23 protein-coding genes and 1 pseudogene are annotated in these 26,960 nt (G+C 44.7%); 4 read left to right on the forward strand and 20 right to left on the reverse strand.

Annotated elements, in window-relative coordinates:
• Positions 1-158 precede the first annotated feature (158 nt).
• Complete coding sequence (locus L5M10_RS11115) at positions 159-2,405, reverse strand: TonB-dependent siderophore receptor (protein WP_263144831.1); 2,247 nt, start codon at positions 2,403-2,405, stop codon at positions 159-161.
• A gap of 397 nt (positions 2,406-2,802) precedes the next feature.
• On the reverse strand, positions 2,803-4,593 hold the full coding sequence (locus tag L5M10_RS11120; RefSeq protein ID WP_263144829.1) for an acyl-CoA dehydrogenase C-terminal domain-containing protein: 1,791 nt from the start codon (positions 4,591-4,593) through the stop codon (positions 2,803-2,805).
• Between the two features lie 246 nt (positions 4,594-4,839).
• Here L5M10_RS11120 and L5M10_RS11125 point away from each other — a divergent pair, with 246 nt between their 5' ends.
• Positions 4,840-5,688: a D-hexose-6-phosphate mutarotase gene (locus L5M10_RS11125; protein ID WP_173245456.1), complete on the forward strand. Its 849-nt coding sequence runs from the start codon at positions 4,840-4,842 to the stop codon at positions 5,686-5,688.
• 204 nt (positions 5,689-5,892) lie between these two features.
• Here L5M10_RS11125 and L5M10_RS11130 read toward each other — a convergent pair whose 3' ends face one another.
• The 11 genes from L5M10_RS11130 to yceD all read right to left on the reverse strand — a co-directional run bounded on the left by L5M10_RS11130 (position 5,893) and on the right by yceD (position 14,477).
• Positions 5,893-6,768 carry an NAD(P)-dependent oxidoreductase gene (locus L5M10_RS11130; RefSeq protein WP_263177336.1) on the reverse strand — a complete coding sequence of 292 codons (876 nt, stop codon included), beginning with the start codon at positions 6,766-6,768 and terminating at the stop codon, positions 5,893-5,895.
• A 168-nt stretch (positions 6,769-6,936) separates the two neighbouring features.
• The gene (locus tag L5M10_RS11135; protein ID WP_105252855.1) at positions 6,937-7,416 is read right to left on the reverse strand and encodes an acyl-CoA thioesterase; all 480 of its coding nucleotides are present in this window, start codon (positions 7,414-7,416) and stop codon (positions 6,937-6,939) included.
• Positions 7,417-7,533: 117 nt separating this feature from the next.
• Positions 7,534-7,902, reverse strand: a complete 369-nt coding sequence (locus tag L5M10_RS11140) for a hypothetical protein (protein WP_028760367.1) — start codon at positions 7,900-7,902, stop codon at positions 7,534-7,536.
• Between the two features lie 232 nt (positions 7,903-8,134).
• The gene (gene fabF, locus L5M10_RS11145; RefSeq protein WP_006087466.1) at positions 8,135-9,373 is read right to left on the reverse strand and encodes a beta-ketoacyl-ACP synthase II; all 1,239 of its coding nucleotides are present in this window, start codon (positions 9,371-9,373) and stop codon (positions 8,135-8,137) included.
• Between the two features lie 236 nt (positions 9,374-9,609).
• A complete protein-coding gene (acpP, locus tag L5M10_RS11150; protein ID WP_006081231.1) occupies positions 9,610-9,843 on the reverse strand; it encodes an acyl carrier protein in 234 nt (77 codons plus the stop codon).
• Between the two features lie 164 nt (positions 9,844-10,007).
• Complete coding sequence (gene fabG / locus L5M10_RS11155) at positions 10,008-10,754, reverse strand: 3-oxoacyl-ACP reductase FabG (RefSeq protein ID WP_006081230.1); 747 nt, start codon at positions 10,752-10,754, stop codon at positions 10,008-10,010.
• Positions 10,755-10,763: 9 nt separating this feature from the next.
• Complete coding sequence (gene fabD, locus L5M10_RS11160) at positions 10,764-11,690, reverse strand: ACP S-malonyltransferase (protein ID WP_173245461.1); 927 nt, start codon at positions 11,688-11,690, stop codon at positions 10,764-10,766.
• Positions 11,691-11,752: 62 nt separating this feature from the next.
• Positions 11,753-12,712, reverse strand: a complete 960-nt coding sequence (locus L5M10_RS11165) for a beta-ketoacyl-ACP synthase III (protein ID WP_263144550.1) — start codon at positions 12,710-12,712, stop codon at positions 11,753-11,755.
• A 9-nt stretch (positions 12,713-12,721) separates the two neighbouring features.
• Positions 12,722-13,750, reverse strand: coding sequence for a phosphate acyltransferase PlsX (plsX, locus tag L5M10_RS11170; RefSeq protein WP_028760370.1), 1,029 nt, complete (start codon positions 13,748-13,750; stop codon positions 12,722-12,724).
• Positions 13,751-13,765: 15 nt separating this feature from the next.
• Complete coding sequence (gene rpmF, locus L5M10_RS11175) at positions 13,766-13,936, reverse strand: 50S ribosomal protein L32 (protein WP_006081226.1); 171 nt, start codon at positions 13,934-13,936, stop codon at positions 13,766-13,768.
• A 16-nt stretch (positions 13,937-13,952) separates the two neighbouring features.
• Positions 13,953-14,477 (reverse strand): 23S rRNA accumulation protein YceD, encoded by a 525-nt coding sequence (gene yceD, locus L5M10_RS11180; RefSeq protein ID WP_028760371.1) that lies wholly within the window; start codon positions 14,475-14,477, stop codon positions 13,953-13,955.
• A gap of 262 nt (positions 14,478-14,739) precedes the next feature.
• Between yceD and L5M10_RS11185 the strand changes: the two genes are divergently transcribed.
• Complete coding sequence (locus L5M10_RS11185; protein ID WP_263144546.1) at positions 14,740-15,324, forward strand: Maf family protein; 585 nt, start codon at positions 14,740-14,742, stop codon at positions 15,322-15,324.
• Between the two features lie 163 nt (positions 15,325-15,487).
• On the opposite strand, the gene L5M10_RS11190 is transcribed toward L5M10_RS11185, so the two are convergent.
• On the reverse strand, positions 15,488-16,204 hold the full coding sequence (locus tag L5M10_RS11190; RefSeq protein WP_263144544.1) for an HAD family hydrolase: 717 nt from the start codon (positions 16,202-16,204) through the stop codon (positions 15,488-15,490).
• 22 nt (positions 16,205-16,226) lie between these two features.
• Positions 16,227-17,186, reverse strand: coding sequence for a 23S rRNA pseudouridine(955/2504/2580) synthase RluC (gene rluC / locus L5M10_RS11195; protein ID WP_049821723.1), 960 nt, complete (start codon positions 17,184-17,186; stop codon positions 16,227-16,229).
• A 542-nt stretch (positions 17,187-17,728) separates the two neighbouring features.
• Between rluC and rne the strand changes: the two genes are divergently transcribed.
• Positions 17,729-21,169, forward strand: coding sequence for a ribonuclease E (rne, locus tag L5M10_RS11200; RefSeq protein WP_263255272.1), 3,441 nt, complete (start codon positions 17,729-17,731; stop codon positions 21,167-21,169).
• Positions 21,170-22,188: 1,019 nt separating this feature from the next.
• Here rne and L5M10_RS11205 read toward each other — a convergent pair.
• The 4 genes from L5M10_RS11205 to L5M10_RS11220 all read right to left on the reverse strand — a co-directional run bounded on the left by L5M10_RS11205 (position 22,189) and on the right by L5M10_RS11220 (position 25,129).
• Complete coding sequence (locus tag L5M10_RS11205; protein ID WP_011789734.1) at positions 22,189-22,398, reverse strand: cold-shock protein; 210 nt, start codon at positions 22,396-22,398, stop codon at positions 22,189-22,191.
• 307 nt (positions 22,399-22,705) lie between these two features.
• Positions 22,706-23,521 carry a 23S rRNA (guanine(745)-N(1))-methyltransferase gene (gene rlmA, locus L5M10_RS11210; protein WP_198572243.1) on the reverse strand — a complete coding sequence of 272 codons (816 nt, stop codon included), beginning with the start codon at positions 23,519-23,521 and terminating at the stop codon, positions 22,706-22,708.
• A gap of 39 nt (positions 23,522-23,560) precedes the next feature.
• Positions 23,561-24,433 (reverse strand): hypothetical protein, encoded by an 873-nt coding sequence (locus L5M10_RS11215; RefSeq protein WP_263255273.1) that lies wholly within the window; start codon positions 24,431-24,433, stop codon positions 23,561-23,563.
• A 288-nt stretch (positions 24,434-24,721) separates the two neighbouring features.
• Positions 24,722-25,129 (reverse strand): DUF1398 family protein, encoded by a 408-nt coding sequence (locus L5M10_RS11220; RefSeq protein WP_219252065.1) that lies wholly within the window; start codon positions 25,127-25,129, stop codon positions 24,722-24,724.
• A 452-nt stretch (positions 25,130-25,581) separates the two neighbouring features.
• Between L5M10_RS11220 and L5M10_RS11225 the strand changes: the two genes are divergently transcribed.
• Positions 25,582-26,505 (forward strand): hypothetical protein, encoded by a 924-nt coding sequence (locus L5M10_RS11225; RefSeq protein WP_219252066.1) that lies wholly within the window; start codon positions 25,582-25,584, stop codon positions 26,503-26,505.
• 223 nt (positions 26,506-26,728) lie between these two features.
• Here L5M10_RS11225 and L5M10_RS11230 read toward each other — a convergent pair.
• Positions 26,729-26,960: pseudogene (locus L5M10_RS11230) on the reverse strand (IS4 family transposase); the annotation flags it as partial.

Genomic DNA, 26,960 nt, shown 5'->3' on the forward strand with positions numbered 1-26,960 from the left:
TAGATAAAAACTATTAAGATGATAAGTCACACAAGGTTAATCCATGCTCAAGGCACGAATACAGACAGAGAGCTACAGCGGTTATTCGCGCAAGATTAACCCATTCGCTCCAGCTTGCTCATCATCCTTAACGAACAAGCTATTTTTACATCAATGCATTAAAACTTATGACTCAGTTCAAGCGTGATATTACGCGGCTCACCGGGGAAATGGCCATTACGCTCGCTAAAACCACTGACGGCATATTCTTTATCGAAGATATTTTTAAGATTTAAGCGAACTTGAGTTTGATCCCACTGGGTCGTCCAGCTCATGTCAAAAATCGTATGGGGCTTCACCGTTTGGCCATCGAGGCTGAACTGTTCACCCACGTAATCCATGCCAAAGGCAATCGCCGAATCGAGTGCATTGATATCGTAACGGGTCCATATCCCTGCTTGATGGCGTGGCGCATTGGCAAAGTGCTTACTATCAAACGTATTGGTTAAACTGTCGTTCGTTACCCCTTTAACCACTTCGGTCTCGTTATAGGCATAGTTTGCCGTGACGGTCAGGTTATCGGTTAAATCCCCCACCAGCGTCCATTCAAGGCCTTGACTGTGTACTTCACCCAAATTAAGTAAAGCGGGAATACCATCGTCATCGCCAGTATCTAAAGGGTTAGCTTGGGCGACATTTTGTTTTTCAATACGATACACAGCAAGCGTGGTCATAAACTGGCCATCAAGCCATTCATTTTTCATCCCAAGTTCAATTTGATTGCCCGTTTCTGGATCGAGGAAACCGTCACCAATATCTTCAGCTTGATTGGTTAAAGATGCTGGATTGAAGCTCTCTGAGTAATTCAAATAAAAGGACATTGAATCGATTGGACGATAATTAAGCCCTGCTCTTGGCGTTATCGCGTTATCGCTGAAAGAGAACCCGGTATTTTTATCATAATCATCAAACTGGCTAAAACGCAAACCAGCAATCAATGACCACTGTTCATTAAAGTGCAGATGTTCCTGTACATAAATGCCGTAACGGTTAGCGCGGGTACCATCGGTATTTTTATCCTTCAAGTTGTAACTATTAGGGTTGGTTTCACCATAGTTAAGGTCAAAAATATTCAGGTTACCAACACCATCTTTATCAGTCGCCAATTTGTACTGATATTCGGTTTCGACATAGTGATAGTCGCCGCCGAACAGGAATTCATGTTCAAAACCTAAAGCATCGAATGCATAGACAAAATCATTGGTTAAACTGATTTCATCATTAGCCCGTACTTGAACTCGGTATTCACGCTTAATGGTGCCATCACCCATAATGGGCTTTTTATTGGCATCTAAGGTCGCCCAACCTCTCGATTCATGATATTGCTGCGTCGAATCATTATTCAGATAACGGATCTGAGTCTTGACCGAGAAATTATCGGTAAATTGATGATCGAGAATCGATTGCAGCACCAGTGCATCCATCTTCTGGAAGTCACTCTTCTCATTGGCATTATAGGATGGCGCAACCAGGAAGTTACCGTCATTATCGACAGGAACGCCGCGCAGTCGATTACCACCTAAATCCTGCTTAATGATATCGAAGGTGGTGGTGAGCTTAGTATCATCATTGATTTCGTAGAGTAACCCTCCGGCCACTTCGGCATTTTGGCTATCGGCATTATTGCGAAAGCTATCTTCCTGCTGATAATAAGCGCCAAAACGATAGGCGAGATTTTGGGTTAGGCCACCGGTGAAATCCAGCGAGCCCCCCATCATATCCTCGCTGCCCGTGCTTAAGGTCAGCTCTTTACTTTCAACAAAGGTCGGTTTTTTAGTGACATAGTTGATCATGCCGCCGGGTTCACCGCCGCCATAAAGTGCGGATGCAGGACCTTTTAACACTTCAACCCGCTGCACGTTAAAGAGTTGCGGCACAGAAAATCCCGAATAGGGATCGCCCCTTACCCCATCATAAAAAACGTTGGCATCGTCGCGGAAACCGCGAAAGGTCACGCCCGAATAACTAAACTCACTCACGCCCGCGATAGAGCGGTATAAATCGGTAATATTGCGCGCCGCTTGGTCGACGATTAACTGCTCGGTCAGCACTTGCACCGACTGCGGCAATTCCATCACATTAATCGCCGTCTTAGTGCCAACTGTCGTTTCTTTATCGACGTACATTTGCATTGCACGGCCATGGACAGCAATACGCTCAGGTGCTGCGAGTGTTATCTCCCCATCGGCCGCGGATTGAGTCGATGCAGGACTGGGGACTGGTGAGCTCGTAGACAAGGTCTGCTGTGGAGCCTCTTTATCGAGTACGATTTCAGCGGCAAATGCCGACTGATGTTGAGCGAGTGCAAGTGCGATTAATGAGTAGGCGAAACGAGTCTTCACAGAATGTCCCCAGCGCGAGCGCATAAAAATGGCATAAACCAAAGGGTTTACAAATGTATTCAAACGAATTGGCCGTCATTATAAAGAATGATTTACGAATGACAATAATTATCATTTGAATTTACACAATTGTGAAACGCGTTTAATAAATCATCGACATCAACCCACATAGTCCTTGTTATGTTTGGTTATGACTCAAACGAAAGAGAGCGCCAGTAACACAAACCTTCGATGGAAGTTTTAATTTGGAATGAAATAGAGACTCACAGCATCAAGCTGAGTATTTGTGTACAACCTAAGAAAAACAATAAGTTAAAAATTTAAACGATATAAAAATAAAAACCAGCGACAGTGCGCTGGTTTTTGGCTATTGTTGAGCTGTGCTTAAGCAAGGGCTTAACTCAGCCTATAAGGTGAATGCTTAAAAGATAGCTTCATCCAATTGAGTGAGCATTTCGCTCGCCTGCTCGATTTGCTTACGCAGACTGCGACCTTGCACCGCCCAGTAAGCCATGTAGAAATCGGCAGTTTTCAATTTGGCCTGATAAAATGCAGTTTCTTCGGTGCCCTGCTCCAGCGCCGCTAATGCCACCGCGGCACTTCTGGCCCACATCCACGCCAGCGCAGTCACCCCAAATAACTCCAGATAAGCCATAGAGGCTGCGCCGATAATGTCAGGATTGGTCGCTGCCTGCGAAGCTAAATAACCGCTAGCCTTTTGCAAATCACCCGCACAATCCATTAAACCACTCACGTAAGGTTGCATCGCCGCATTCGTGCTATGTGACTTAATAAACTCAGTCACTAACGCCGACCATTGCTGCATCGCCGCACCGCGGTCGCTAAGCAGCTTACGCCCCACTAAATCCAATGCCTGAATACCGTTAGTGCCTTCATAAATCAGTGCAATACGGCTATCACGCACAAATTGCTCCATACCCCACTCATGAATATAACCATGTCCACCAAACACTTGCTGTGCATCGACACAGGCATTAAAACCACGGTTAGTGATAAAACCTTTCACCACTGGCGTGAACAGTGCCGCTAATTGGGAGGCAACTTTGGCTTTTGCGGGATCGCTATGACGCTCAGCTTCATCGAGCCACAAAGCTTGTTGTCCAACTAAGGCTCTTGCGCCTTCATTGAAGGCTTTTTGCGAGAGCAACATGCGGCGCACATCGCCGTGAACCAAAATCGGATCGGCGGCTTTTTCGGGTGTTTTGGCGCCACTTAAGGCGCGGCTCTGTAATCTGTCTTTGGCATAGGCTAGCGCATTTTGATAGGCAATCTCAGAGACACCCAGACCTTGCACGCCAACGCCTAAACGCGCTTGGTTCATCATAGTAAACATGGCGCGCAGTCCTTGGTGCGGCTCGCCGACAAGCTCACCCAGCGCAGCTTCAAATACCATCACACAAGTTGAGTTACCGTGAATGCCCATCTTATGTTCAAGGCCACTGGCATATAAAGTGTTCGGTGCGCCTAAACTACCATCGTTATTCACTAATACTTTAGGCACGGCGAACAAAGATATGCCCTTCACACCTTCAGGTGCATCGGGCAAACGAGCTAATACGAGGTGCACTATGTTGTCGGTGAGTTGATGATCACCTGAGGAGATAAAAATTTTTTCGCCGGTAATAGCAAAAACGCCTTCAGATACTGGCACGGCTTTGGTGCGTAATAAGGCTAAATCAGTACCCGCGTGGGACTCGGTCAAGTTCATGGTCCCAGTCCATTCACCGCTAACCAGTTTACTCAAATATTTTTGCTTGAGAGCATCACTGCCGTGGGCATAGATGGCGGCATAGGCGCCATGGGTCAAACCGGGATACATGGCAAAAGCCATGTTAGTTGCCGTTTGTATCTCAGTGGCAAAAATCCCCACCACTTCGGGTAAACCTTGGCCGCCATATTCAGGGGAGCAAGTCAGCGTCGGCCAGCCATTATCAACAAACTGCCGATAGGCATTATCAAATCCTTCCGGTGTAATCACCTTACCATCGACCAACTTACAGCCTTGCAGATCGCCGACACTATTGAGCGGTAACATAACTTCAGTACTAAAGTCGGCCATACCTTGCAGGATCGCATCGACAAGATCTGGATCGATTTCATCGAATCCCTTGAGTGCATCTTGCTGATAAATATGTAACATTTCATCGAGGATAAATTGATAGTCGCGCAGCGGCGCTTGATAGACTGGCATAATCGCTTCCCTTTTCTTGTTAGACTGCAACTCAACTAAGTGATCTGACCACTTTGGTGCTCTGACCACTTTAGCTAAATCTGCCGAAAAAGAAAGCACCTCAGTATCCGCCACAGACTTTTGTTTACACAAACGAACAGCGAAACCGTAAATTGATCGCAACAAAGCCTTATGTTATCGCGGAAAACTTTGTAAGCTAACTGCCTGTTTTTCTGATATGCCAGCAGAGTTAAGGATATTGCTACTATGGGTTCTGTCACTACTAAAAAGCACGCCAACGGGCTCGATTATGTCGAAGTGAATACGGCGTTATGTCAGGCAAGAATTTTTTTGCAGGGCGCGCAAATAGACTATTTTCAACCCGTAGGCAAACCACCTTTGCTGTGGGTTTCATCGGCTGACGATTATCAACCCGGTAATGGGATCCGTGGCGGTGTACCCGTATGCTGGCCTTGGTTTGGTATGAGTAGTGAAGCGAACTTTCCCCAACACGGTTTCGCCCGTACACGTATTTGGGCGCTGGGATCGGTAGAAATGCGCAACCAGCTAGTAGATTTACGTTTTAGCTTAAAGATCAGTGAGCAAGATAAAATCTATTGGCCGCATAACACTGAGGTCAGCGTACTGTTTACCTTAGGCGACACCCTAAGCATTAGTCTTGTGAATACCAACTTAGGTACTGACCCCGTTACACTTACCCAAGCGTTGCACAGCTATTTTCCGATTGAGGATATCCACCAACTCAAAGCCAGCGGTTTTAGTGGGTCAAAATACATCGAATTTGCACAAGGGCCTTATCCGCAAACCACGGATGAAGTGCTGTTTGATCGCGAGACAGATCGTGTCTATACCGATCTCGGCCCAGTGCAGTTATTGCATACGCCGCAGGGGACAATCGAAGTCAGCCGTGAAAACAGCCAATCAGCGGTATTATGGAATCCATGGATTGAAAAGTCACAACGCCTGGGCCGATTTAATCCAGAAGATTATCTGACCATGGTCTGCCTAGAAGCGGCCAATGTATTAGAAGATAAAGTCGTGCTCGCACCAGGTGAAACCCACAGTTTAGTGACCCATATTTGCTGGAAAGACTAACGATTAAATATCCTAGCTCTTAATGTCCTAGTCAAAAACGATACAAACAAAAATGCCCAGTCCTATTTGCCAACGCAATCGAAACTGGGCATTTTTATCATTGCAAAACCTATCACTGCGAAACCAGAGTGTTTATCACTCCGAAACCAAAGTTTTATCACTACAAAACCTAAGTTGTTATAACGATGAAACTTAAGGTAAAACTTATTTCGCCGATTTCTCTAAGCGCGCCAGCAAGCTAGACGTATCCCAACGGTTACCGCCCATGCCCTGAACTTCTGAATAGAATTGATCCACCAAAGCGGTCAATGGCAAATGTGAACCATTACGGCGGGCTTCTTCTAAGGCTATGCCTAAGTCTTTACGCATCCAATCGACGGCAAAACCAAACTCATAGCTTTGGCCCCACATCGTCTTGTAGCGATTTTCCATCTGCCAGCTTTGCGCCGCGCCTTTGCTGATCACTTCAATGACTTTCTCGCCATCGAGTCCCGCTTTACGGGCAAATTGCAGCGCTTCTGCCAAACCTTGCACCACACCCGCGATACAAATTTGGTTCACCATCTTAGTTAACTGACCTGCACCAACCTCACCTAAACGCTCGGCGCAGCGGGCAAAGGCTTCAATCACGGGTTTAACACGCTCAAATACCGCTTCATCGCCGCCGACCATCACAGTCAAGGCGCCATTTTCGGCGCCCGCTTGTCCGCCCGACACGGGCGCATCGAGGAAATCAATGCCCTTTTCCGCTAACACTTGATGAAGCTCACGAGCGACATCGGCCGAAGCCGTAGTATGGTCAACCAGCACAGTGCCCTTTTCCATCCCATGAATAACGCCATCACTGCCTAATACCACTTCACGCAGGTCGTTGTCATTGCCCACGCAAGTAAACACTATATCTTGACCCTCTGCCGCTTCCTTTGGTGTTGGACAGCAGCGGCCACCATAGGTGTCGACCCAAGTTTGCGCCTTGGCAAAAGTACGATTATAAACAGTGACCTCATGGCCTTTGTTCAGTAAATGCCTCGCCATGGGATATCCCATTACGCCTAAACCAATAAATGCGACTTTTGCCATGAGCTGATCCTTAAATAGATAAACAAAATGAATCGATTCAAAATAGTGGCCGCAGTTTAACATTCATCAACGGTAACGTCAGAATGAAATCGGAGCGAGTAATAAATGCACTTTTCGCTAAAAACAACAAAGGCGCCTTAAGCGCCTTTGTTGATTTAATTTATGGAGCTATTTCACCACATGGGCTTCCATTTCGGCGCCAATCTTTTTACGCATTTCCATCAAGCGCAGTGCAGAATCCCGTAAATGAATATCATGTTCCGTCTGTGGTATCCACTCAGGCACAGGCGTAGGTAGGCCATCTTCATCAACTGCGACCATGATCACAATACAATGGGTGGTGAGATGACGCTCAGAAACTTTAGGATCGCCCGCTCGCACATCGATACCGATATGCATAGAAGTTTTACCCGTATAAATCACTTTTGCGCTGACTTCAACGATATTGCCCACCAAAATGGGTTGCACAAAACGAATACCGCCCGCATAAGCAGTAATACAATATTTACCGCTCCAGCCCGCTGCACAGGCATAGGCCGCGAGATCGATCCACTTCATCACAGCGCCGCCGTGAACTTTACCACCAAAATTCACATCCGCAGGCTCTGACAAAAATCTCAGGGTACTTTGTCTATCTATACCAGCCATATAACCTCAACTTATTCAGCCACTGTGGCTCAATGTTTCGTGCAATAGGCTGAGTTTACGATAGAAAGCCCCATTAGCGTAAAAATAATTACGATTGACCTCGTCAAAAAATTCGATTTAACCAAAGTGGCTAATAAGCACGCAGCAAAGCAATAAACTCGGCAACGCTAAACGATAAATCCATAGCTGAAATTCACTACTGACGAAACGCGTACCCTTAGCAAAAGTGTAAACGCCTAAGCCAAACATAAAGAAACCCAGCACTTCGAGGCCCGAAGACATATTGCTATCGCCACCGACGTTAATCGCCGTCACCAATAAGGCAAACCAAACCACCACGTAAGCAGCGATTGCTAAGGTAAAAGTCTTGATCCCAATGTCCATGTTTGGATGCCACACTTTAAACTCACCACGGATCAATTCGGTCAGATTGGCAGTTAATGCGCCAATGAGGGGAACAAGCGGGATCACCGCAGGATTTAACATGACACACTCCATTAAGATTGAATATGTCTGTCATTATCTGTGGTCACTAGAATTAAACAAGCTTGATGAACAAATGTTAACACTATGGATATCACACAGTTAGAAAGTGACATCTATCACAATAAAGCCATAAGATAACGGAGTTCAACTCACATGAGCAATGAATTTGACCCATAAAAAATGCGCCCTCAGGCGCATTTTTTCACTGTTTTTTACACCATAAATGCGTGTTTTACACTTTCTTGAATAGTAATGAACCGTTAGTCCCACCAAAACCGAAGGAGTTACACAGAGCGTAATCCATCTTCACGTCACGGGCTGTATGGGCAACAAAATCTAAGTCACAACCTTCATCTGGATTATCCAAGTTAATCGTTGGCGGCACGGCTTGGTCGCGCAGTGCTAGCAAAGTGAAAATCGCTTCAACCGCGCCCGCAGCACCTAATAGGTGACCCGTCATCGATTTAGTCGAACTAACCAGTACTTTATAAGCGTGGTCTCCAAATACTGACTTAACCGCTGCCGCTTCCGCTTTATCACCTGCTGGCGTCGACGTACCGTGGGCATTGATATAACCAATTTGCTCCAGTGATAACTTAGCGTCATTAATGGCATTGACCATAGCCGCCGCAGCGCCTGCTCCGTCACTTGGAGGCGATGTCATATGGAACGCATCACCGCTCATACCAAAACCGACTAACTCGCCGTAAATGGTCGCACCGCGTGCTTTTGCGTGTTCGTACTCTTCCATCACCATCACACCAGCGCCATCACCGATCACAAAACCATCACGGTCTTTATCCCATGGACGGCTCGCCGCAGTCGGATCGTCATTGCGTGTCGATAACGCTTTCGCTGCACCAAAACCTGCAACGCCTAAAGGAGAAGTGACATCCTCAGCACCGCCGGCAACCATCACGTCTGCATCGCCATAGGCAATAGTACGTGCAGCAAAGCCGATATTATGCACGCCAGTAGTACAAGCGGTCGTCACGGCAAAATTTGGGCCTTTCATGCCAAACATGATCGACAAGTGGCCCGAAATCATATTGATAATGGTACTAGGTACGAAGAAAGGAGAAACCTTACGCGGGCCACCATTCATCAATGCGCTGTGACCTTGTTCAATCAACCACATACCGCCCATACCCGCACCAATAGCAGTACCGACACGACCAGGGTTTTCTTTGCTCATGTCCAGACCTGAGTCTTGGATAGCTTGGATGCCAGCCGCCATACCGTATTGAATAAAGAGGTCCATCTTACGGGCGTCTTTTTTCGTTACGTATTGCTCAACATCGAAATCTTTTACTGAACCACTGAAACGAGTGGTAAATTCACTGGCATCAAATTTGGTTATCGGTGCAATACCACTCTTACCCGAAAGCAAAGCCTTCCAAGTAGTATCGACAGTATTGCCCACTGGAGTTACTAACCCCAAACCGGTTACCACTACACGACGTTTAGACACGGCAGTCACCTTTAAATGCTAATTTGTTAATTCAGATAGAGGACACAGGGTTTTCTATCATTAGACAATTTCTTAAATAACGTTTATTTAGAAAAATTCGCCAATCTGCGGCGAGCATCTCGTGGATAACAATTAAAACACGATCCAGAGACGATTGAATGGCACGGAGGCAGAATTTGACGGGGGTAAAACAAAAACAGGCGGCAAAAATGCCGCCTGTCTTCAAGAATTCAGAATTACTGATTCTTAGAAACGTAGTCGATCGCTGCTTGAACAGTAGTGATCTTTTCAGCTTCTTCATCAGGGATCTCGGTATCAAACTCTTCTTCCAGAGCCATAACCAACTCAACAGTGTCCAGAGAATCTGCACCCAGATCGTCAACGAAAGATGCCGCTGGCTTAACGTCTTCTTCTTTAACGCCCAGTTGCTCTACAATGATTTTCTTTACACGTTCTTCGATGTTGCTCATTAGTTTTCTTTCCTATTCAAATTACGCACTTGCGTAAGATTGCGAGTAGTTTATTAGATTTGGCTGACAATGCAAGCTTAGTTTTCGTGGTCTAACCACGAAATTTCACTATCAATTGATACAGATCACTACTCAGTTGCGACAGAAATCCCTGCCATTCGCCCTTAAACCATGTACATGCCGCCATTCACATGCAAAGTTTCGCCTGTGATGTAAGCGGCTGAGTCCGAGGCCAAAAAGAGCACTGCATTGGCAATTTCTTGCGCTTGCCCTAATCGTTCCATCGGAACCTGTGACATGATAGCTTTTTGCTGCTCTTCGGTCAGCTCATCTGTCATATCGGTCTGGATAAATCCAGGAGCGATAGCATTAACTGTAATTTGACGAGATGCAACCTCTCTTGCAAGAGATTTTGTAAATCCAATCAAACCCGCCTTTGCTGCCGAGTAGTTAACTTGACCTGCATTGCCCATGGTGCCTACCACTGAACCGATATTGATGATTCGGCCAAAGCGCTTTTTCATCATGGTACGCATCACAGGTTTTGACAGTCTAAATAACGATGTCAGGTTGGTGTCGATAATATCCTGCCATTCATCATCTTTCATCCGCATCAGCAGATTATCACGGGTTATACCCGCGTTGTTGACTAGAATATCAACATCACCCGCTTTTTCTTTGATCGAGGCGAATAAATGTGTAACAGATTCACTATCTGTGACATTAAGCACTAAACCAAAACCTTTGTCACCCAGATATTCTTGGATTGCCGCAGCGCCCTTCTCACTGGTTGCGGTTCCAATAACCACTGCACCTGCTTCGACCAGTGTCTCAGCGATCGCACGGCCAATACCGCGGCTCGCACCTGTCACCAAAGCCACTTTGCCTGTTAAATTCAGGTTGAAACTCATATAAACTCCTTACTCAGTTAATGCTGCTAATGAAGCAACATCATTAACCGCTTGGGCTGATAGTGATTTATTAATTCGTTTTGCTAATCCTGTCAATACTTTACCAGGACCACATTCCACCAGTTGGGTAATGCCTTTTTGGGCCATTAGCTCAACAGTTTCGCTCCAGCGGACAGGACAATATAACTGACGCACTAACGCATCTTTAATGTCATCAGCAGAGGTGGGTGATGCCACATCAACGTTATTAATCACTGTAATTGTTGGGGTATTAAACTGTACATCGTTTAATGCCACGGCCAGTTTATCCGCCGCAGGTTTCATTAATGCACAGTGTGATGGCACGCTGACAGGTAGAGCCACCGCCATTTTAGCGCCCGCTGCTTTACAAGCTACTGCAGCGCGCTCAACTGCGTCTTTTTGACCTGCAATGACCACTTGACCAGGACTGTTAAAGTTAACTGGACTCACCACGTCACCTTGAGCCACTTCGGCGCAGGCATTAGCGATACTCTCGTTGTCCAAACCGATAATCGCATACATAGCACCCGTGCCAGCTGGAACCGCTTGCTGCATCAGTTGACCACGTAATTCCACCAACTTAATCGCGTCTTTAAAATCCATCACACCAGCGCAAACTAAAGCAGAATACTCGCCTAAGCTGTGACCCGCGAGTATAGCAGGCATAGGTTTGCCTGAAGCCACGTAGGTACGCCAAATCGCCACGCTCGCCGCTAATAGGGCTGGTTGAGTTTTATCGGTTTCATTTAAGCTTTCAACAGGACCTTGCTGAACCAATGCCCACAGATCATAACCTAAGACGTCACTCGCCTCAGCAAAGGTTTGTCCAACAACAGCATGAGATTCGGCAAGCTCGGCTAACATGCCTAGGGCTTGTGAACCTTGGCCCGGAAATACAAAAGCAACATTTTCCATATTCAAATTACCTATGGCTAACTTAATTTATTGAAAAATCATGTGGAACACACATGTAGAACTTAGAAACGAATGAGCGCACTGCCCCACGCAAATCCAGCACCAAAGGCCTCAAGCAACAGTAATTGTCCGCGCTGAATACGGCCATCACGTACGGCTTCATCCAATGCAATGGGCACTGACGCGGCAGAAGTATTACCGTGTTTAGCTAAAGTCAATACGACTTTCTCAAGACTCATATCGAGCTTTTTAGCGGTAGCATTGATAATTCGGAAGTTGGCTTGATGTGGCACTAACCAGTCAATTTCTGACTTATCGATATTGTTAATGCGCAGCGTCTCAGTCACCACATGGGACAATTGAGTCACAGCCACTTTAAAGACATCGTTGCCTTTCATGGTCATAAAACCGACCGCTTCAGAAGTTTCGCCTTTACGTGGTGGGAAAGCGCATTTCAATAAGTCACCTTGGCGACCGTCGGCATAAATGTGGGTCGAAATGATCCCTGGTGTTTCGGATGCGCCTATCACAACCGCGCCCGCACCATCACCAAATAAAATAATCGTTGAACGATCTTCTGGCTCACATAAGCGAGACAGTACATCGGCACCAATCACTAATACTTTTTTAGCCGCGCCCGTTTTTACAAATTGATCGGCAACAGATAAAGCATAAACAAAGCCTGAACACGCCGCTGCGATATCAAAAGCTGGAATGGTATGCACGCCAAGCATGGCTTGAATTTCACAAGCTGCAGCCGGAAAAGCATTGGAAGCACTGGTGGTGCCGCAGACGATCATGTCTAAATCTGATGCTTCTATGCCAGCCATTTCTAGCGCTTTTAATGCCGCTTGGTAGCCCATAGTTGAAACGGTTTCATCGAAAGCCGCAATGCGACGTTCTGATATACCTGTACGTTCAACAATCCATTGGTCAGTGGTTTCCACCATTTTTTCCAAATCTTGATTGCTACGCACCTGCACCGGTAGATAACTACCAGTTCCGAGAATTTTTGTATGCATAAGGAGGGATCAGTTATTTATATCTAAAAGAATCGACTCCAAACGATCTTTTATCATTTCAGGGAGTCGACGTTGAGCTTCCGTTACTGCCAAACTAATTGCTTGTAAATAGGCAGTTTCATCCGCGTTTCCATGGCTTTTTACAACTATTCCGCGCAATCCTATCAGACTTGCACCGTTATAGTGGTCGGGGTTCATCTGACTAAGGACCGCCTGGATACGAGGGGCGATAAGTTTAGCCAGAAAACGAACGAATAAACCTTGGGTTAGTCCCCGTTTTAACTGATGTACTAATAACTTGGCAATACCTTCTGAGGTCTTGAGCGTGATGTTACCCACAAACCCATCACAAACAATCACATCCACATTACCGGAATAGATTTCATCCCCTTCGATAAAACCTGTGTAATTGATTTGTTCTGTGTGTTGCAGCAACTGCGCGGCTTGCTGAACTTGGTCATTACCTTTAATTTCTTCAACGCCCACATTGAGCAAGGCGACTTTTGGCCGAGATTTCTTATCTACCGCTTCGCACAGGACTGAGCCCATCACGGCAAATTGAAATAAGGTTTCAGAATCACAGGAAATATTCGCGCCCAAATCCAACAAATAAACCGGTTTTTGAGTCACCGCAGGTAAACAACTGACTAAGGCGGGTCGATCAACACCAGGCAAGGTCTTCAGCAATACTTTCGCCATTGCCATCAGCGCCCCTGTGTTACCGGCACTCACACACGCTTGTGCGCGGTCGTCACGCACTAACTCAATAGCCAATCGCATGGAACTGTTTTTACGTGTACGCAAGGCATGCACAGGCCTATCGGACATACTAACGACTTCATCGGTATGAATGATTTCTATGCGCGAAAGTAAACTCGCTTCGGCTTGACGTAGATAGACATCAATTTCAGTCTTGTCACCGACTAAAATGATTTTAAGAAAAGAATGTAATTGTAGTGCCCGCAAGGCTGCAGGCACCGTGACGTGGGGGCCATGATCACCACCCATTGCATCTAACGCAAGCGTCAGATTCGTCATTAGGAAACCAACAAATTACTTGTTGATTACCTTTTTACCGCGATAGAAGCCATCTGCAGTCACATTGTGACGCATATGGATTTCACCGCTGGTAGCGTCTACAGACAGCTGAGCAGTGCTCAGTGCGTCATGTGAACGGCGCATTCCGCGCTTTGAACGTGATTTTTTGTTCTGTTGTACAGCCATTGGCCTGTCTCCTCGATTACTTGCTCTTCAGTTTTTCTAACACTGCAAACGGATTTGGACGCTCCTCTTGAGCGGGTTCTATCTCGCCTACAACCATGTCTTTAGATCCCGCACTGCAATCAATTTCTTGATGCATTGGGATTATCGGCATAGCGACTATCAATTCATCTTCGATTAATTGATGTAGACGCACTTCGCCAATTTCATTGCACTCAATTGGGTCATACGCATCCGGGAGCTCATCGATTTCTGCTTTAGTCCGACATGGACCAAAACAAAACTCGACCGTAACCTCAGTGGTAAATAGTGTCATGCAACGTTGACATATCAGAGTGAGCTCCGTCACAGCCTTCCCTTTCAGGTAGACTATCCCCTGTAAATCTACGCCACATTCAAGCGACACTGCCACATCGGAACAGTCGCCGGCACATAACTCAGTTAATCTTTTCAGTTGCACACCAGGAACAACGCCCTGATAAACTAGGCGACTCGAGGCGGCGCGAAATGGATCAATTGAAACCGGTATCTTTACTGTTTGCATAAGGCGCGCATATTATAGTTTGAAAACGCTAGAGTCAAAGAAAAAATGCTAAATTAAGTCCCAGTTTGCGACTTAAGCCTTTCCCCTGCCCCAACATTGAAATTGACGGAAGCGAAATAGTACCCAAGCATGGGACCGCATACAAGCGCAAGCCGCCTAAAATAGTCGCATTCATTGAAAAGAAACCGTAAAAGACGAAACTCTTGCACTCTCTCGCATTGATTGGTCACAATATGAGTCATTCTTTTGCGGATATCTCATTATGCCAACCCCATTAATCTTAGCTTCGACGTCTGTATATCGACAATCTTTACTGCAAAAACTCGGGTTACCCTTCGAATGCTGCAATCCTAATATTGACGAAACGGCGTATCTCGAAGAATCGGCCCATGCTTTAGTGCTGCGATTAGCCAAAGCAAAAGCCGTCGCGGGAGCAGAACAATTCCCCGATGGTCTGATTATTGGTTCCGATCAAGTTGCCGTCATTGATGACAAGATTATCGGTAAACCCCATCATTTTAATAATGCCGTCGCGCAGCTCACTCAAGCCTCAGGCAAGGCCATCACCTTTTATACTGGTCTTGCACTCTATAATGCCAAAACTGGCGCTATGGCCGCTGAGGTTGACCCCTTTACGGTTCATTTTAGGCACCTTAGCCATGCGCAGATTGTGGCTTACATTGAAAAAGAAGAGCCTTATTATTGCGCGGGGAGTTTTAAGAGCGAAGGTTTAGGTATCGCGTTATTTACAGCGCTCGAAGGGCGCGATCCCAATACCTTAGTTGGCTTACCACTGATATTACTGACGGAAATGCTGTTAGCCCAAGGTGTAGACGTTCTCGCTTAACCGTTTGCCAAGGCTTTGCTCTGTTTATTGAATCGATGACGCGCATCAAAAATACCGGGCTACAGAGTCGTTTCATCGACGAAAAGATGAGACGTAAATAAAAGTGATAAGGAAGTCTCATGCGCAGCGGCATGTATTGCCGCTCCAGCATTAAATAGCAGTGTTAGAGGTATTGCAGTAATTGCTTTGGTGAATCTATCAAGGCGATAGGTTTTGCCCGCAGCAACTTTTCAGCACTGTGAGCGCCATAGGTCACACCAACGCTATCAATCCCTGCATTGGCCGCCATGGTTAAATCCAGCAGAGAATCACCCACCATTAAGGCTCGGTTCGGGGCAATATTCAATTCTTTCAGCAAGCTTGAGATCATTTCAGGATGGGGTTTGCTGTGCACTTCATCAGCGCAGCGTGACGCAACAAAGTATCGACCTAAGCCTGTTTGCTCAAAGACGCGATCAAGTCCCGCACGGGCTTTACCAGTTGCGACGGCTAACTTATAGCCTTGGCTATGCAAGTCATCAATTAACGCTGGAGTTTGCACAAACAAGGGCGTTGGCGTGGTGTCTAAATGCAAATATTGTACTTTAAACTCGGCGCGCATCTGCTGATATTGATCATTTTCGCCTTGGCTGAATGCATTTTTAGAATGTAGAGGCTGAGAATATACAGAAGAAGCGCTGCAATTAAGCCCCTCAGGGAACAGGACTCGCAGCGCTTCTGTCATAGAAAGACCAATAATATCGCGAATGTCACTTTCAGTTGGGATAGGTAACTGCAATGCCTTAGCCATATTTTCAATACAAGTGATAATTTTACCGATGGAATCCATCAGAGTGCCATCCCAATCGAAAATCACTAAATCGTATTGCTTTATCTTCATCCTTGAAACCTATCCCCGTCGATTACGCACGCTTTAACTTATCGAGTAATTGCGATAAATTTTCATCTAAAGGCGCTGAAACCCGCATCACTTCATCATTTTCTGGATGAATGAACATCAATTCTGCGGCATGTAAAAAGAGTCGAGTTAAGCCTAAAGACCGCATGCTATCATCAAACCCTTGCTCACTGTACTTATCATCACAGGCGATAGGATGACCGGCAAATTGGCAATGCACCCGAATTTGATGAGTACGTCCAGTGACAGGGCTTGCCTTCACTAAAGTACAACCTTGGTAACGCTGCATAATTTTAAAGCGCGTTTCTGAAGGTTTACCCTCAGCATTAACACGCACAATGCGCTCACCGGATTTGAGGGTAATTTTCAATAAAGGCTGTTTAACGGCTTTATCTTGAGCAGACCATTCACCTTTAACTAAGGCCAAATAGTCTTTCTGCATCTTTTTATACCGAAGCTGATCATGCAGATGTTTAAGCGCGCTACGCTTTTTCGCCACCAACAACACGCCCGAAGTATCTTTATCGAGACGATGTACTAGCTCTAAAAACTTTTGTTGAGGACGCAGTGAACGCAATGCTTCAATCACACCGTAATCGACTCCACTACCACCATGCACTGCAATGCCAGCAGGTTTATTCAGCACGATCAAATGATTGTCTTCATGCAAAATACGATCTTCGAGTTGCGAGACTTTACTTAAGTTCGCCGATGGTGCGGTACGGTTATCTGGCTCTGCCACGCGGACTGGCGGAATACGTACTATATCGCCAATCTGCAACTTGTACTCGGGTTTGATGCGTTTTTTATTAACTCGAACCTCGCCCTTGCGGACAATGCGATAGATCATGCTTTTCGGCACGCCCTTCAGCTTGGTCATTAAGTAGTTATCGATACGCTGTTCGAAGTGATCTTCATCAATCGTGATCAACTGAACCTGTTGTGGGGTGGATTCTATATTCATGATGCGCCATCTAATTATAACGGCCGCCATTGTACAACAACTGAGAAGAATTGTGCCTTTCCATTGCTGAATTTTTTGATTATTGCTATATTTCACCAGCGATTAGGGATAAGCCGTGAATAAAGTGTTCACAACGCCCCGATCCCAAGCGGAAAATTTAACGGATAAAAAAACATTTTCTTGATAGCAAGTCATTGATTTGCGAATCGTATAATAAGTAAAAATACCATAAATGCGTTTTTTACGATTAAATCGAGAAAGTCGCCTTACTTTAATAAGGTTTACCCTAGGTTTTCCTCCCCGATTTCGAAGGATATTTTAACTTGTCGTCAGACAAACCGATTCGACTTGGGCATTACCGGAAAGAAACTAAAGAATTTATGGGGTTGGTTGATGTTTTACAACGAATTCCTTGTTTTTGTAATCATTAAAAAATAAGCCATAAATAGGATGCGACACGCAGCGACTGCGTCTAACAGCAATGCGCACCTCTTGCCTAGCCACCAGCCGTGAGGCTCAGTTGACCTACTGCTAGGCCCGTAATGCAGCGAAGCGCGATGTTTGATGACCTCTATTTAAAGAAGAATGACGTCATCATGAAACGTATGTTAATCAATGCAACTCAATCAGAAGAGTTGCGTGTTGCCCTTGTTGATGGGCAACAACTGTATGATCTAGACATTGAAAGCCCAGGTCATGAGCAAAAAAAATCAAACATTTACAAAGGTAAAATTACCCGAGTAGAACCGTCTTTAGAAGCCGCTTTCGTCGACTACGGTGCCGATCGTCACGGCTTTTTGCCACTGAAAGAAATCGCTAGAGAATATTTCCCGAAGGGATATTCGTTCCAAGGTCGCCCAAACATCAAAGAAGTGGTCAGTGAAGGACAGGAAGTTATTGTCCAAATTGACAAAGAAGAACGCGGCAATAAAGGTGCAGCCTTAACGACCTTCATCAGCCTTGCAGGCTCTTACTTAGTATTAATGCCAAACAACCCACGTGCTGGCGGGATTTCTCGTCGTATCGAAGGTGATGAACGCACTGAGCTAAAAGAAGCGATGGCTGACTTAGAAGTGCCTGCGGGCATGGGTCTTATCGTGCGTACTGCGGGTGTAGGCAAAGAATCTGCCGAGTTAAAGTGGGACTTAAAAGTTCTACAACACCACTGGGCGGCGATCACCGAAGCTTCACAAGTTAAAGGCGCACCTTTCTTAATTCACCAAGAAAGCAATGTGATAGTTCGCGCTATTCGTGACTATTTACGCCGTGACGTGGGCGAAATCCTCATCGATCATCCACGTATTTTTGAAGAAGCGAAGCAACATATCGCCTTAGTTCGCCCTGATTTCGTTGAGCGCGTAAAACTGTACGAAGCTGAAGTGCCATTATTCACTCACTTCCAAATCGAATCACAAATTGAATCCGCCTTCCAACGCGAAGTGCGTCTGCCATCTGGCGGTTCAATTGTTATCGACCCAACTGAAGCCTTAACCTCAATCGATATCAACTCTGCCCGTGCCACTAAAGGCGGCGATATTGAAGAAACAGCACTTAACACTAACCTTGAAGCCGCCGATGAAATTGCCCGCCAATTGCGCCTCCGCGACTTAGGTGGCTTAGTGGTTATCGACTTTATCGATATGACGCCTGTACGCCATCAGCGTGAAGTTGAAAACCGCTTACGTGATGCTGTGCACCATGATCGTGCTCGCGTGCAGTTAGGTCGCATTTCTCGTTTCGGTTTGATGGAAATGTCGCGTCAACGTCTGCGCCCCTCTTTAGAAGAATCTGCAGCGCATATCTGCCCTCGCTGTCATGGCCAAGGCACGATTCGCAGTACCGAGTCTTTAGCACTGTCAATTTTACGTTTGATGGAAGAAGAAGCCATCAAAGAAAACACCTCACAAATCGAAGCGATTGTGCCTGTGGATGTTGCAGCTTTCTTGTTAAACGAGAAACGCAAAGCCATTCGCATCACAGAACAGCGTCACGATGTCGAAGTGTATGTGATACCTGACGCACACATGATGACGCCTGATTACCGCGTGATCCGTCACCGTAGTGATGATGAAATCAGTGAATCAAGCTATAAGCGTATAGAGCATCCTGAAGCCAAATTGTATGAGCCACGCAAACTGGAACGTACTGCGGCGCCTATTCCGGCATTAAAAGGTTTTGCAGCGCCACAAAAAGTAGAACAAGCCCCATCACCAACGGTGAAAGTTGAAGCGCCACAACCAGGCTTCTTCAGCAAGCTTGTGAGTGCAATCAGTGCCATGTTTGCGCCAAGTGAAAAAGCTGAACCCGTAAAAGTTGTTGAAACTAAAGCAACTGATACCAGTGCGGCTAACGCAAATCGCCGTAACCGTCGTAATGACACTCGCCGCCCACGCAATGCCCAAGATGCCGACAAAGCAAAAGAAGGCACTCGTGAGCCGCGTAGCCGCAATCCAAAAAAGCCGACTGATGCAGTCGTCAGCACACAAGAACGTCCAGTACGCGAAAAAGAAGAAGCGGCTAAACGTCCAGCTAAAGCTGAACCGAAGCCACGCGTACAAGCGCCAAAAGATGTTGTTGCCGACATTGAAGCAGATGATGCACCTAAGCAAGAAGTCGCCCGTGAGCGTCGTCAGCGCCGTAACATGCGTCGTAAGGTGCGTATCGATAATGGCCATAATACGCCAGATAATGCGATCCCAATTGCACCTGAAGATGCCGCAGAAGTGTTAGCGGAAATTGCAGCCCTTAACGCCGCAGCGGCAAGTACTATCAGTGTTAATGCCAAAGCTGAAGTCATTGCACAAACGCCAGTAGAAACTAAAGCGCCAAGAACACGTCGCCAGCCTCGTAAGGAAGCTGCTCCCGCTCAAGAAGTGCAAGAAAATATTGTGCTAGAAGAGACAACTGTAATTTCTACTGTAGTAGAAACACCTGCTGTTGATGCTGTTAACATAGCTGAAAACACCTTGGTTGACACAACAGCTCATACTGTAGCAGCGGATGCTGTATCGCAAGATAGCGAAGTTGATGCAGACAACGAAAATGCGAATGCTGATGATCAATCAAAACGCGAGCAAAGAGATGGTCAACGTCGTAGCCGTCGTAGCCCTCGCCACCTTCGTGCAGCGGGTCAACGTCGTCGTCGCGACGAAGATGACCAAGGTACATCAACGCCAGCGCAATTCGTTCCTAATGACGAATTAGGTGCTGACCAAGAGTACCCAAGCGAAATCATCAGTGTTCGAGTGGAAACTCCTGTTGTTGCAACTCAAACAACAGCGGTAACTGAAGCGGCCGTAAAAACTGCTGACGTCGAAATAGCTGAAACCAGTTCAACTCCAGCTGTTGAAGCTCCTGCTGTTGTTAAAGTAGAAGCAAAAGTTGAGCCTCAGCCTCAAGCAAATGACGTTGCAGCAGTTGAAACTCAGCAAGTTGAAACTAAACCTGTTGTGACTAAAACCACTGAAACGAAAGCGGAAGAGCCAAAGGCTGCTGACGTAAAAGTTGACCTTGCGTCAATCGTTGAAACTCAGGTGACCAGCGTTACTGCTGAAGCCGTAGTCGTTGTAGTCCCATCAGTTGAAAGCTCAGTGACTAAATCAGTAGCAGTACCCAAAGCTGAAGCAGCTAAAACCGAAACACTTGTCGAGCCAAGTGTTGCACCGAGCGCTGAAGTAAAAGAAGCCGTGAAAGCAACAGCCTCTGCGCCAATGGCCAGACCGGCAGCTATCGTTAAGCCTCAAGCCACAGTACAAACAGCTCCAACAACACCGCAAATCACGGATGCAGTTGTTGTCAGCAAGCCGAAAGCCGCTAGCCGCTTTGGCTCTATGGTGTCTTCGGATATGACCAAGCCTGTCGTTGAAGTGAGAGAACAAGTGGCAGTCCCTAAAGGACGAGAGTATGAGAATACTGCGAACGAAGAGTCTACAGCCAAAATCAAACTCGCTAATGGTGCAGAGTCGGATATGGCGCGTCCATAATCACTTAAGCTAAACCAGAAAAGCCATGCAATTGCATGGCTTTTTTATTTACACTGTAATACTCCACAATATTTAAATTTAGCTCTATCCATTTTTCGGCTTAATCGTAGTCCCTTGAATAACATAACCCATCAAAAGTTCCTCGGTATATAGTTCTCAACTTTAAGTATTCTTGTGTTGTCACTAACGTCACATTAGAAGCAATAAACATGCTAACAAAATATCAGGCCAATACCCGCCAGTAGAAAGGGCTCTTAATCCATTTAGTGCTAACTGTAGATCCCTCCTTTATAAGTTAGGAAAACTAGTCGAGGGAAAGCATTATTCCGCTATAAAGTAGCCGATAATTAAGTTGGATTAGCAGCCTAAAGCTTCTGTCGGAAATACTTAAATGTACGAAATGCAAGGCATCTCAATAGCCATATTCGTTTTTTGGTCGGCTCCAAACTACATCATAAATAAGCTAGTGTTCTTTAATATCAAGCACTAAATGCTTTGCCAGCCTCAACTCTTTACTACAAGGCTTTCAGCCTTAGGTGCAGCTTAGTATATGTAGGATAACTAAGTGCAAGAAATGCAAGTGCACCAATCATATTCGGCAATATCTGAAGTCACTGATTTACAACAAATGAATGATTAGACACATTCGCGTTCGACATTGAATATAAGATTACGCAAAAAATAAACTCGATAAGAGTAAGCGTTAAGAGTTAAGAGTTAAGAGTTAACATATAATGGAATTGAATGTTACAGGGGTAAAAATAAGGAGAGTGTATCAAATGGTTTTATTGAAAATCTTGGAGATATCAGAATTGGATTCTAACAGAGAAAGATTAGAGGATTAACTTCAGATTTAAGCATTAAATTAATGCGACATGTTAAGTGGATCTCGTCGCTTATACTGGATTCAACAATCTAAACTAAATGAAATCTTATTTTCGCACAAATAAAAAGAGCCACGGAATTAACCATAGCCCTTTAATCCATTGCTATCAGCTCTAGGCTAACAGCACTGAAAATTAACCAATGATAGTTACGTTTTCAGCTTGTGGACCTTTTTGACCTTGAGTCACAGTGAAAGACACTTTTTGGCCTTCATCAAGAGTTTTGAAACCGTCAGAGTTAATCGCACGGAAGTGTACGAATACATCTGGACCAGATTCTTGCTCAATGAATCCGAAACCTTTGTCAGAGTTGAACCACTTAACAACACCAGTAACTTGAGACATAATATAAATCCTGTAAATAAAAAATTAAAGCCTTAACGGCGGGTGGAGCTGGAAAATGCCGGTATTACTTATGTTTACAGGACGAACTGGTCGTATTGAACACATAAATATAAGCCCAACCTTCAAGCTGATAAGACTATAAACCATTCTAAAGATAAGTCAACACACTGCGACACTTTGGATTATTTATTTTGCCTAAATCTACTTTACGGTTTTGCAACCGGCTAGCAGAACACTAGGTTCATGCTGTTTAGCAAGTACAGTTAAGCATTTTAAATAACTTATTTCAATAGCTTAATCTTATCACTTACTTTGAAATCCGATGCACTTCAATTTGGAAATCCAATTCACAGTTCAGTCCTTGCAACGCAAATGCTTGCTTTTGGGCATGAGTAAACTTCCAAGCATAGGGCGTCATTTCTAAAAAATGAGCAATATGTTCACTGTTTGCCAGCTCTAACTGGGAGATTAAGCGCTCCTGATGAAGACACTCAAATCCAGCAATATGCGCTGTGGAAACGGGATGTAATCTTGGCTCAGCATAAATTTGTTGTTTCAACGCAAAATGGTGTAAAGGTCCCGGAGAAACCGTTATCAGTAAGCCTCCATCAGCCATAATCCGTTGTAACTCTTCTACTTTTGAAGGGGCATAAATACGAATGGCAAGATCGACACTTTGGGATGCGATTGGCATTTCATAGGCACTTGCGACACAAAATTGCAAATTAGGGTAACGTTTAGCTGCATATTTAATTGCAGACTTAGAAATATCTATACCTTGTAAATTGCAATCATGGTGCTGGCTCAACACATGGAATAAACGTTGACTGTAGTAACCTTCCCCACAGCCTATATCGAGGATTTGTTTTGCTTCGGCACCAAACTCAAGCGCGAGCTCATTCACTCTATCACTCAAACCTTGATAGTAACCCGCGTTTAAAAATTCACGCCGAGCAAACATCATCTGTTTATTATCACCAGGATCTTTTGAGTTTTTCTTCTGTACAGGCAATAAGTTGACATAGCCTTCTTTGGCCATATCAAACTTATGTTGCAGTGAACAACCCCAAGTTCGCTCCGTTAACGTCAGTGGGGCGGCACACAGGGGACATAAATAATGCATAATGGACTCTTATCATTTAGCTAAATTTGGGTAAAAAGTTTATGTTTCGTCTTCCATCAATCGATCTACCATCAGGGTCAATTCCGGTGAAGCGAGTAATTCATAACACTCTAATTTTCTTAATAGCTTATCAGTGTTATCAACATCATTAGCAGCGCGGCTGTAGTTTGGTCGCTCAAACATATGGGTATAGGTTCTAAATAACCATTGTTGTTTCTGCAGTAGCAAGGGATCGATCCTTAATACTTCATCAGCAAGGCTGGCGTGACATTGACCAAGCTCCCCGCGCATAAACGCCTGCAATTCTAATCTAACCTGCTCGATTTCAGTCATGTAAATTGCAAGAGATTCAGATGATGCGGCATAGTCGTAGTGCCTTGCTAACAGTGCTTTAGCAACCATTAACGCTTTGGGCTCATGCAAAACCCGCAAATCCGCTTCTAAGGGTACTAACTCAAACTTTGAATTGGCTTGTAAGGCAAAAATTAAGTAACTATTTGCACCTATTAAGTCATTATCTGCACCTACTATTAAGTCATTATCTGCATCTAAATGACGAGTCGTATCTAAGGTAAAAGATACACCTCGCCTCAATTCAGCCGCACAAAATTTCGCAGCAGTTCCCATCCGTGTATAAAGCCTAAAACCTTGCCCAAGGCTGCGGGTTATTGGTGTATTGAAAGCCTGAGGACTTTGCGGTAACGATTCGACCTTAAGACCCATAAACGGCTGGAAGCGGATGACTATATTTTGCTGAATTCCGGCTTCAGCGATGACGATAATCTCTAGTAAAGGGGCACTGATCGCCTGTGACACAATAAAATCACTAACATCGTCGGGTAGCCGTAATGTGAGTATTGATGTATTTTCAACATCAAGCACCATAGGTTCATTTAGAAATTGATGGTACATAAGACATTATTCTCCTATTTAACCGCAATTGTACCGTCCAATACCAATTAAAATCACCCCGTAAACCATTACCATCGCAAGATATGACTTAATCTTCATGATGCCGTAAATCGGCATTCGAGAAATAGTAGTGACATTGCGTGGTAGCATATTTATGCCTCCAGTGATCTATAACGTTAAGCACAGGAAGATGTAAGTGACGTATACAATGAACTTCACGTAACCATTCACCCAATGTAAAACTCACGATGCACCCTGCCCAGAAAGTGACGAGCCTAGTCAGCATTGTTAGACATCGCTCGGCTTAGCACCAGAAAACCATTCGGTATGCTGGTCACCTTGACGGCCAAAATAGGTTACACGTTTACCTCGCAAAAACACGAAATAACCTTGAACTCCAGCATTCATAGCGCGCTGGCAGAAAAGCCGAAATGTTTGCCCATGCTGCTGACTATCCAAGATGGCAGCTCTGAGTTCAATCACATTAAAATTTTCAGCAATTAATGGAAGCCACTCAAATGATAAAGATGCTTGCACTGTAGAACCTGCTGCGCTATAGAAAGTAAATGACTTCGTGGCATAGTCTAAATAGTAATACTCGACACCTTCAGCAATAAGATTGCCGACAATTTGAGGAAATGGTATTAATCCAGACAAGGTTGCTTGTGCAGATTCTAAAATTTTATCCGAGTTCATTGATGTCCTCTCTGGGTCTTGAGTGGTCAATTTATATGTTTAACATCAGCAGTAGAGCCAAAGTGATAGCACTGTAAAAACCTGGAGCATGCGCCGGCGCTGGTTAAACGCTCAAAGCACGTTCTCATAAATGATTAACGCAATAAACACGACCTTCAAACTTCCCCCAAAATCGTTGCCAGACTACAAACACGTTTATGCATATATAACGTAAAGCCATATTAAAAACACTATGGCTAAACAACATAAGGACTTTAAAATATTCTGCGAGCCACTCGCACCCAGTGCCAACACCGTTGGGCTGTCTAAATTGATTTACAACTCACATAAACCCAAACTAAAAAAATATATCATTTACGCTTATCATCTGTTTCTTTATCCCGCAAGCCATCTAGGCTACTGCTAAAATAAGCACACCGAATCAATTTCAACCTCTAGCAATGAGTTTATTGATGGATAATTTACAGCGACTGGGCATTATTTTTTGTATTCTTTCCCTGTGGGTCTTGGCAAACATACCCGTCACTTCTGCTAATGATCAATTCATTATCAATCAGTCAGAATCCAAGCTTGATCACAGATATCAGTATACTTATGACCTTTTACAATTAGTTATTGATGTAACCAAAGCCGATTTTGGTGAAGCATCACTACAAGTCTCAGATCTAATAATGAGTCGAAATCGTATCTTCAGAGCATTACAAGAGGGTGAAACCATCAATGTTATTGCAGAAGCCTCTAACCTACAGTGGAATAAACAGCTTATTCCAATAAAAATTCCCATTAGAAAAGGCATTCAAGGATTTAGAATTTTTATTATTAAAAAGGAAAATGTACCTAGGTTAGCTCAAATCACCTCGCTAGCGCAGTTAACTGCTCTTGATACTGGTTCAGGTAGCCAATGGTCAACTAAAGTTGCCATGCAACAAGCAGGATTTAAGATTATAGAAAGCAATCAATATGACAGTTTATTTAATATGTTATCAAAAGGACGGTTTATAACATTTGGCCGCGGAGTGAATGAAGTCTTTCAAGAGGTTAAGCAGTTTAATCAACAATATCCAGATCTCGTTGTTGATGAAAGCATCATGCTACATATTCCGCTAGCGACATATTATTATGTTTCACCTAACAAACCTCGCTTAGCTCAGCGAATACAAATTGGCCTCCAGAGAATTATCGATAATGGTCAATTTGACCAGTTATTTTATCAACGCCATTGCGATTTTTTGATAAAAAGTAAATTGAATCAACGATTATTTTTTAAAATTGACAATCCTTTTATATCTGAATCAGAAATGACTTCCATTGTCGGTAAAGATTTCTTACTCAATCCAATGGATGACTTTTCCATATTATGTAAGAAATATCATTGAATAGGCTTCATCAGATAAACGCTTAGGGTCCGTCATGACTTAAAAACATCTCTCGGAAAATGGGATAAAAAACAGCAAATCGCGGCTTGAATTGAAGGAGGTTAGATTTTTGGCCTTGGGTATCAAGAAATCAAACGAAAACCTTCAAGGGCATTAGCCTTGAAGGAAACTTTTTTAGAATTGCACTCTGACACCAATAGCCGCTGAGCGCTGAAGGATCCCCTCATAAATCAGCCATAGCATAGCCATATTTGAGCAACTGATTGGCGAATAATACCCAGGCCGCCAGCAATTCTTTCTCCGTGATTTGATAATCAGGCCGCCTGAGTACCTCCAATCCCAAGCGAATCGTTGAGAGTACCGTTCGATGCCCAATGGTATTGGCCTGAAAATGCTTATCCCAGCCCTGTTGCTGTGCGTGTAAACCAACTAGCCACAACAGGCATTGAACCATC

The sequence above is a fragment of the Shewanella sp. SM32 genome (assembly GCF_025654235.1).
In the GTDB taxonomy this organism is placed as follows: domain Bacteria; phylum Pseudomonadota; class Gammaproteobacteria; order Enterobacterales; family Shewanellaceae; genus Shewanella; species Shewanella oncorhynchi.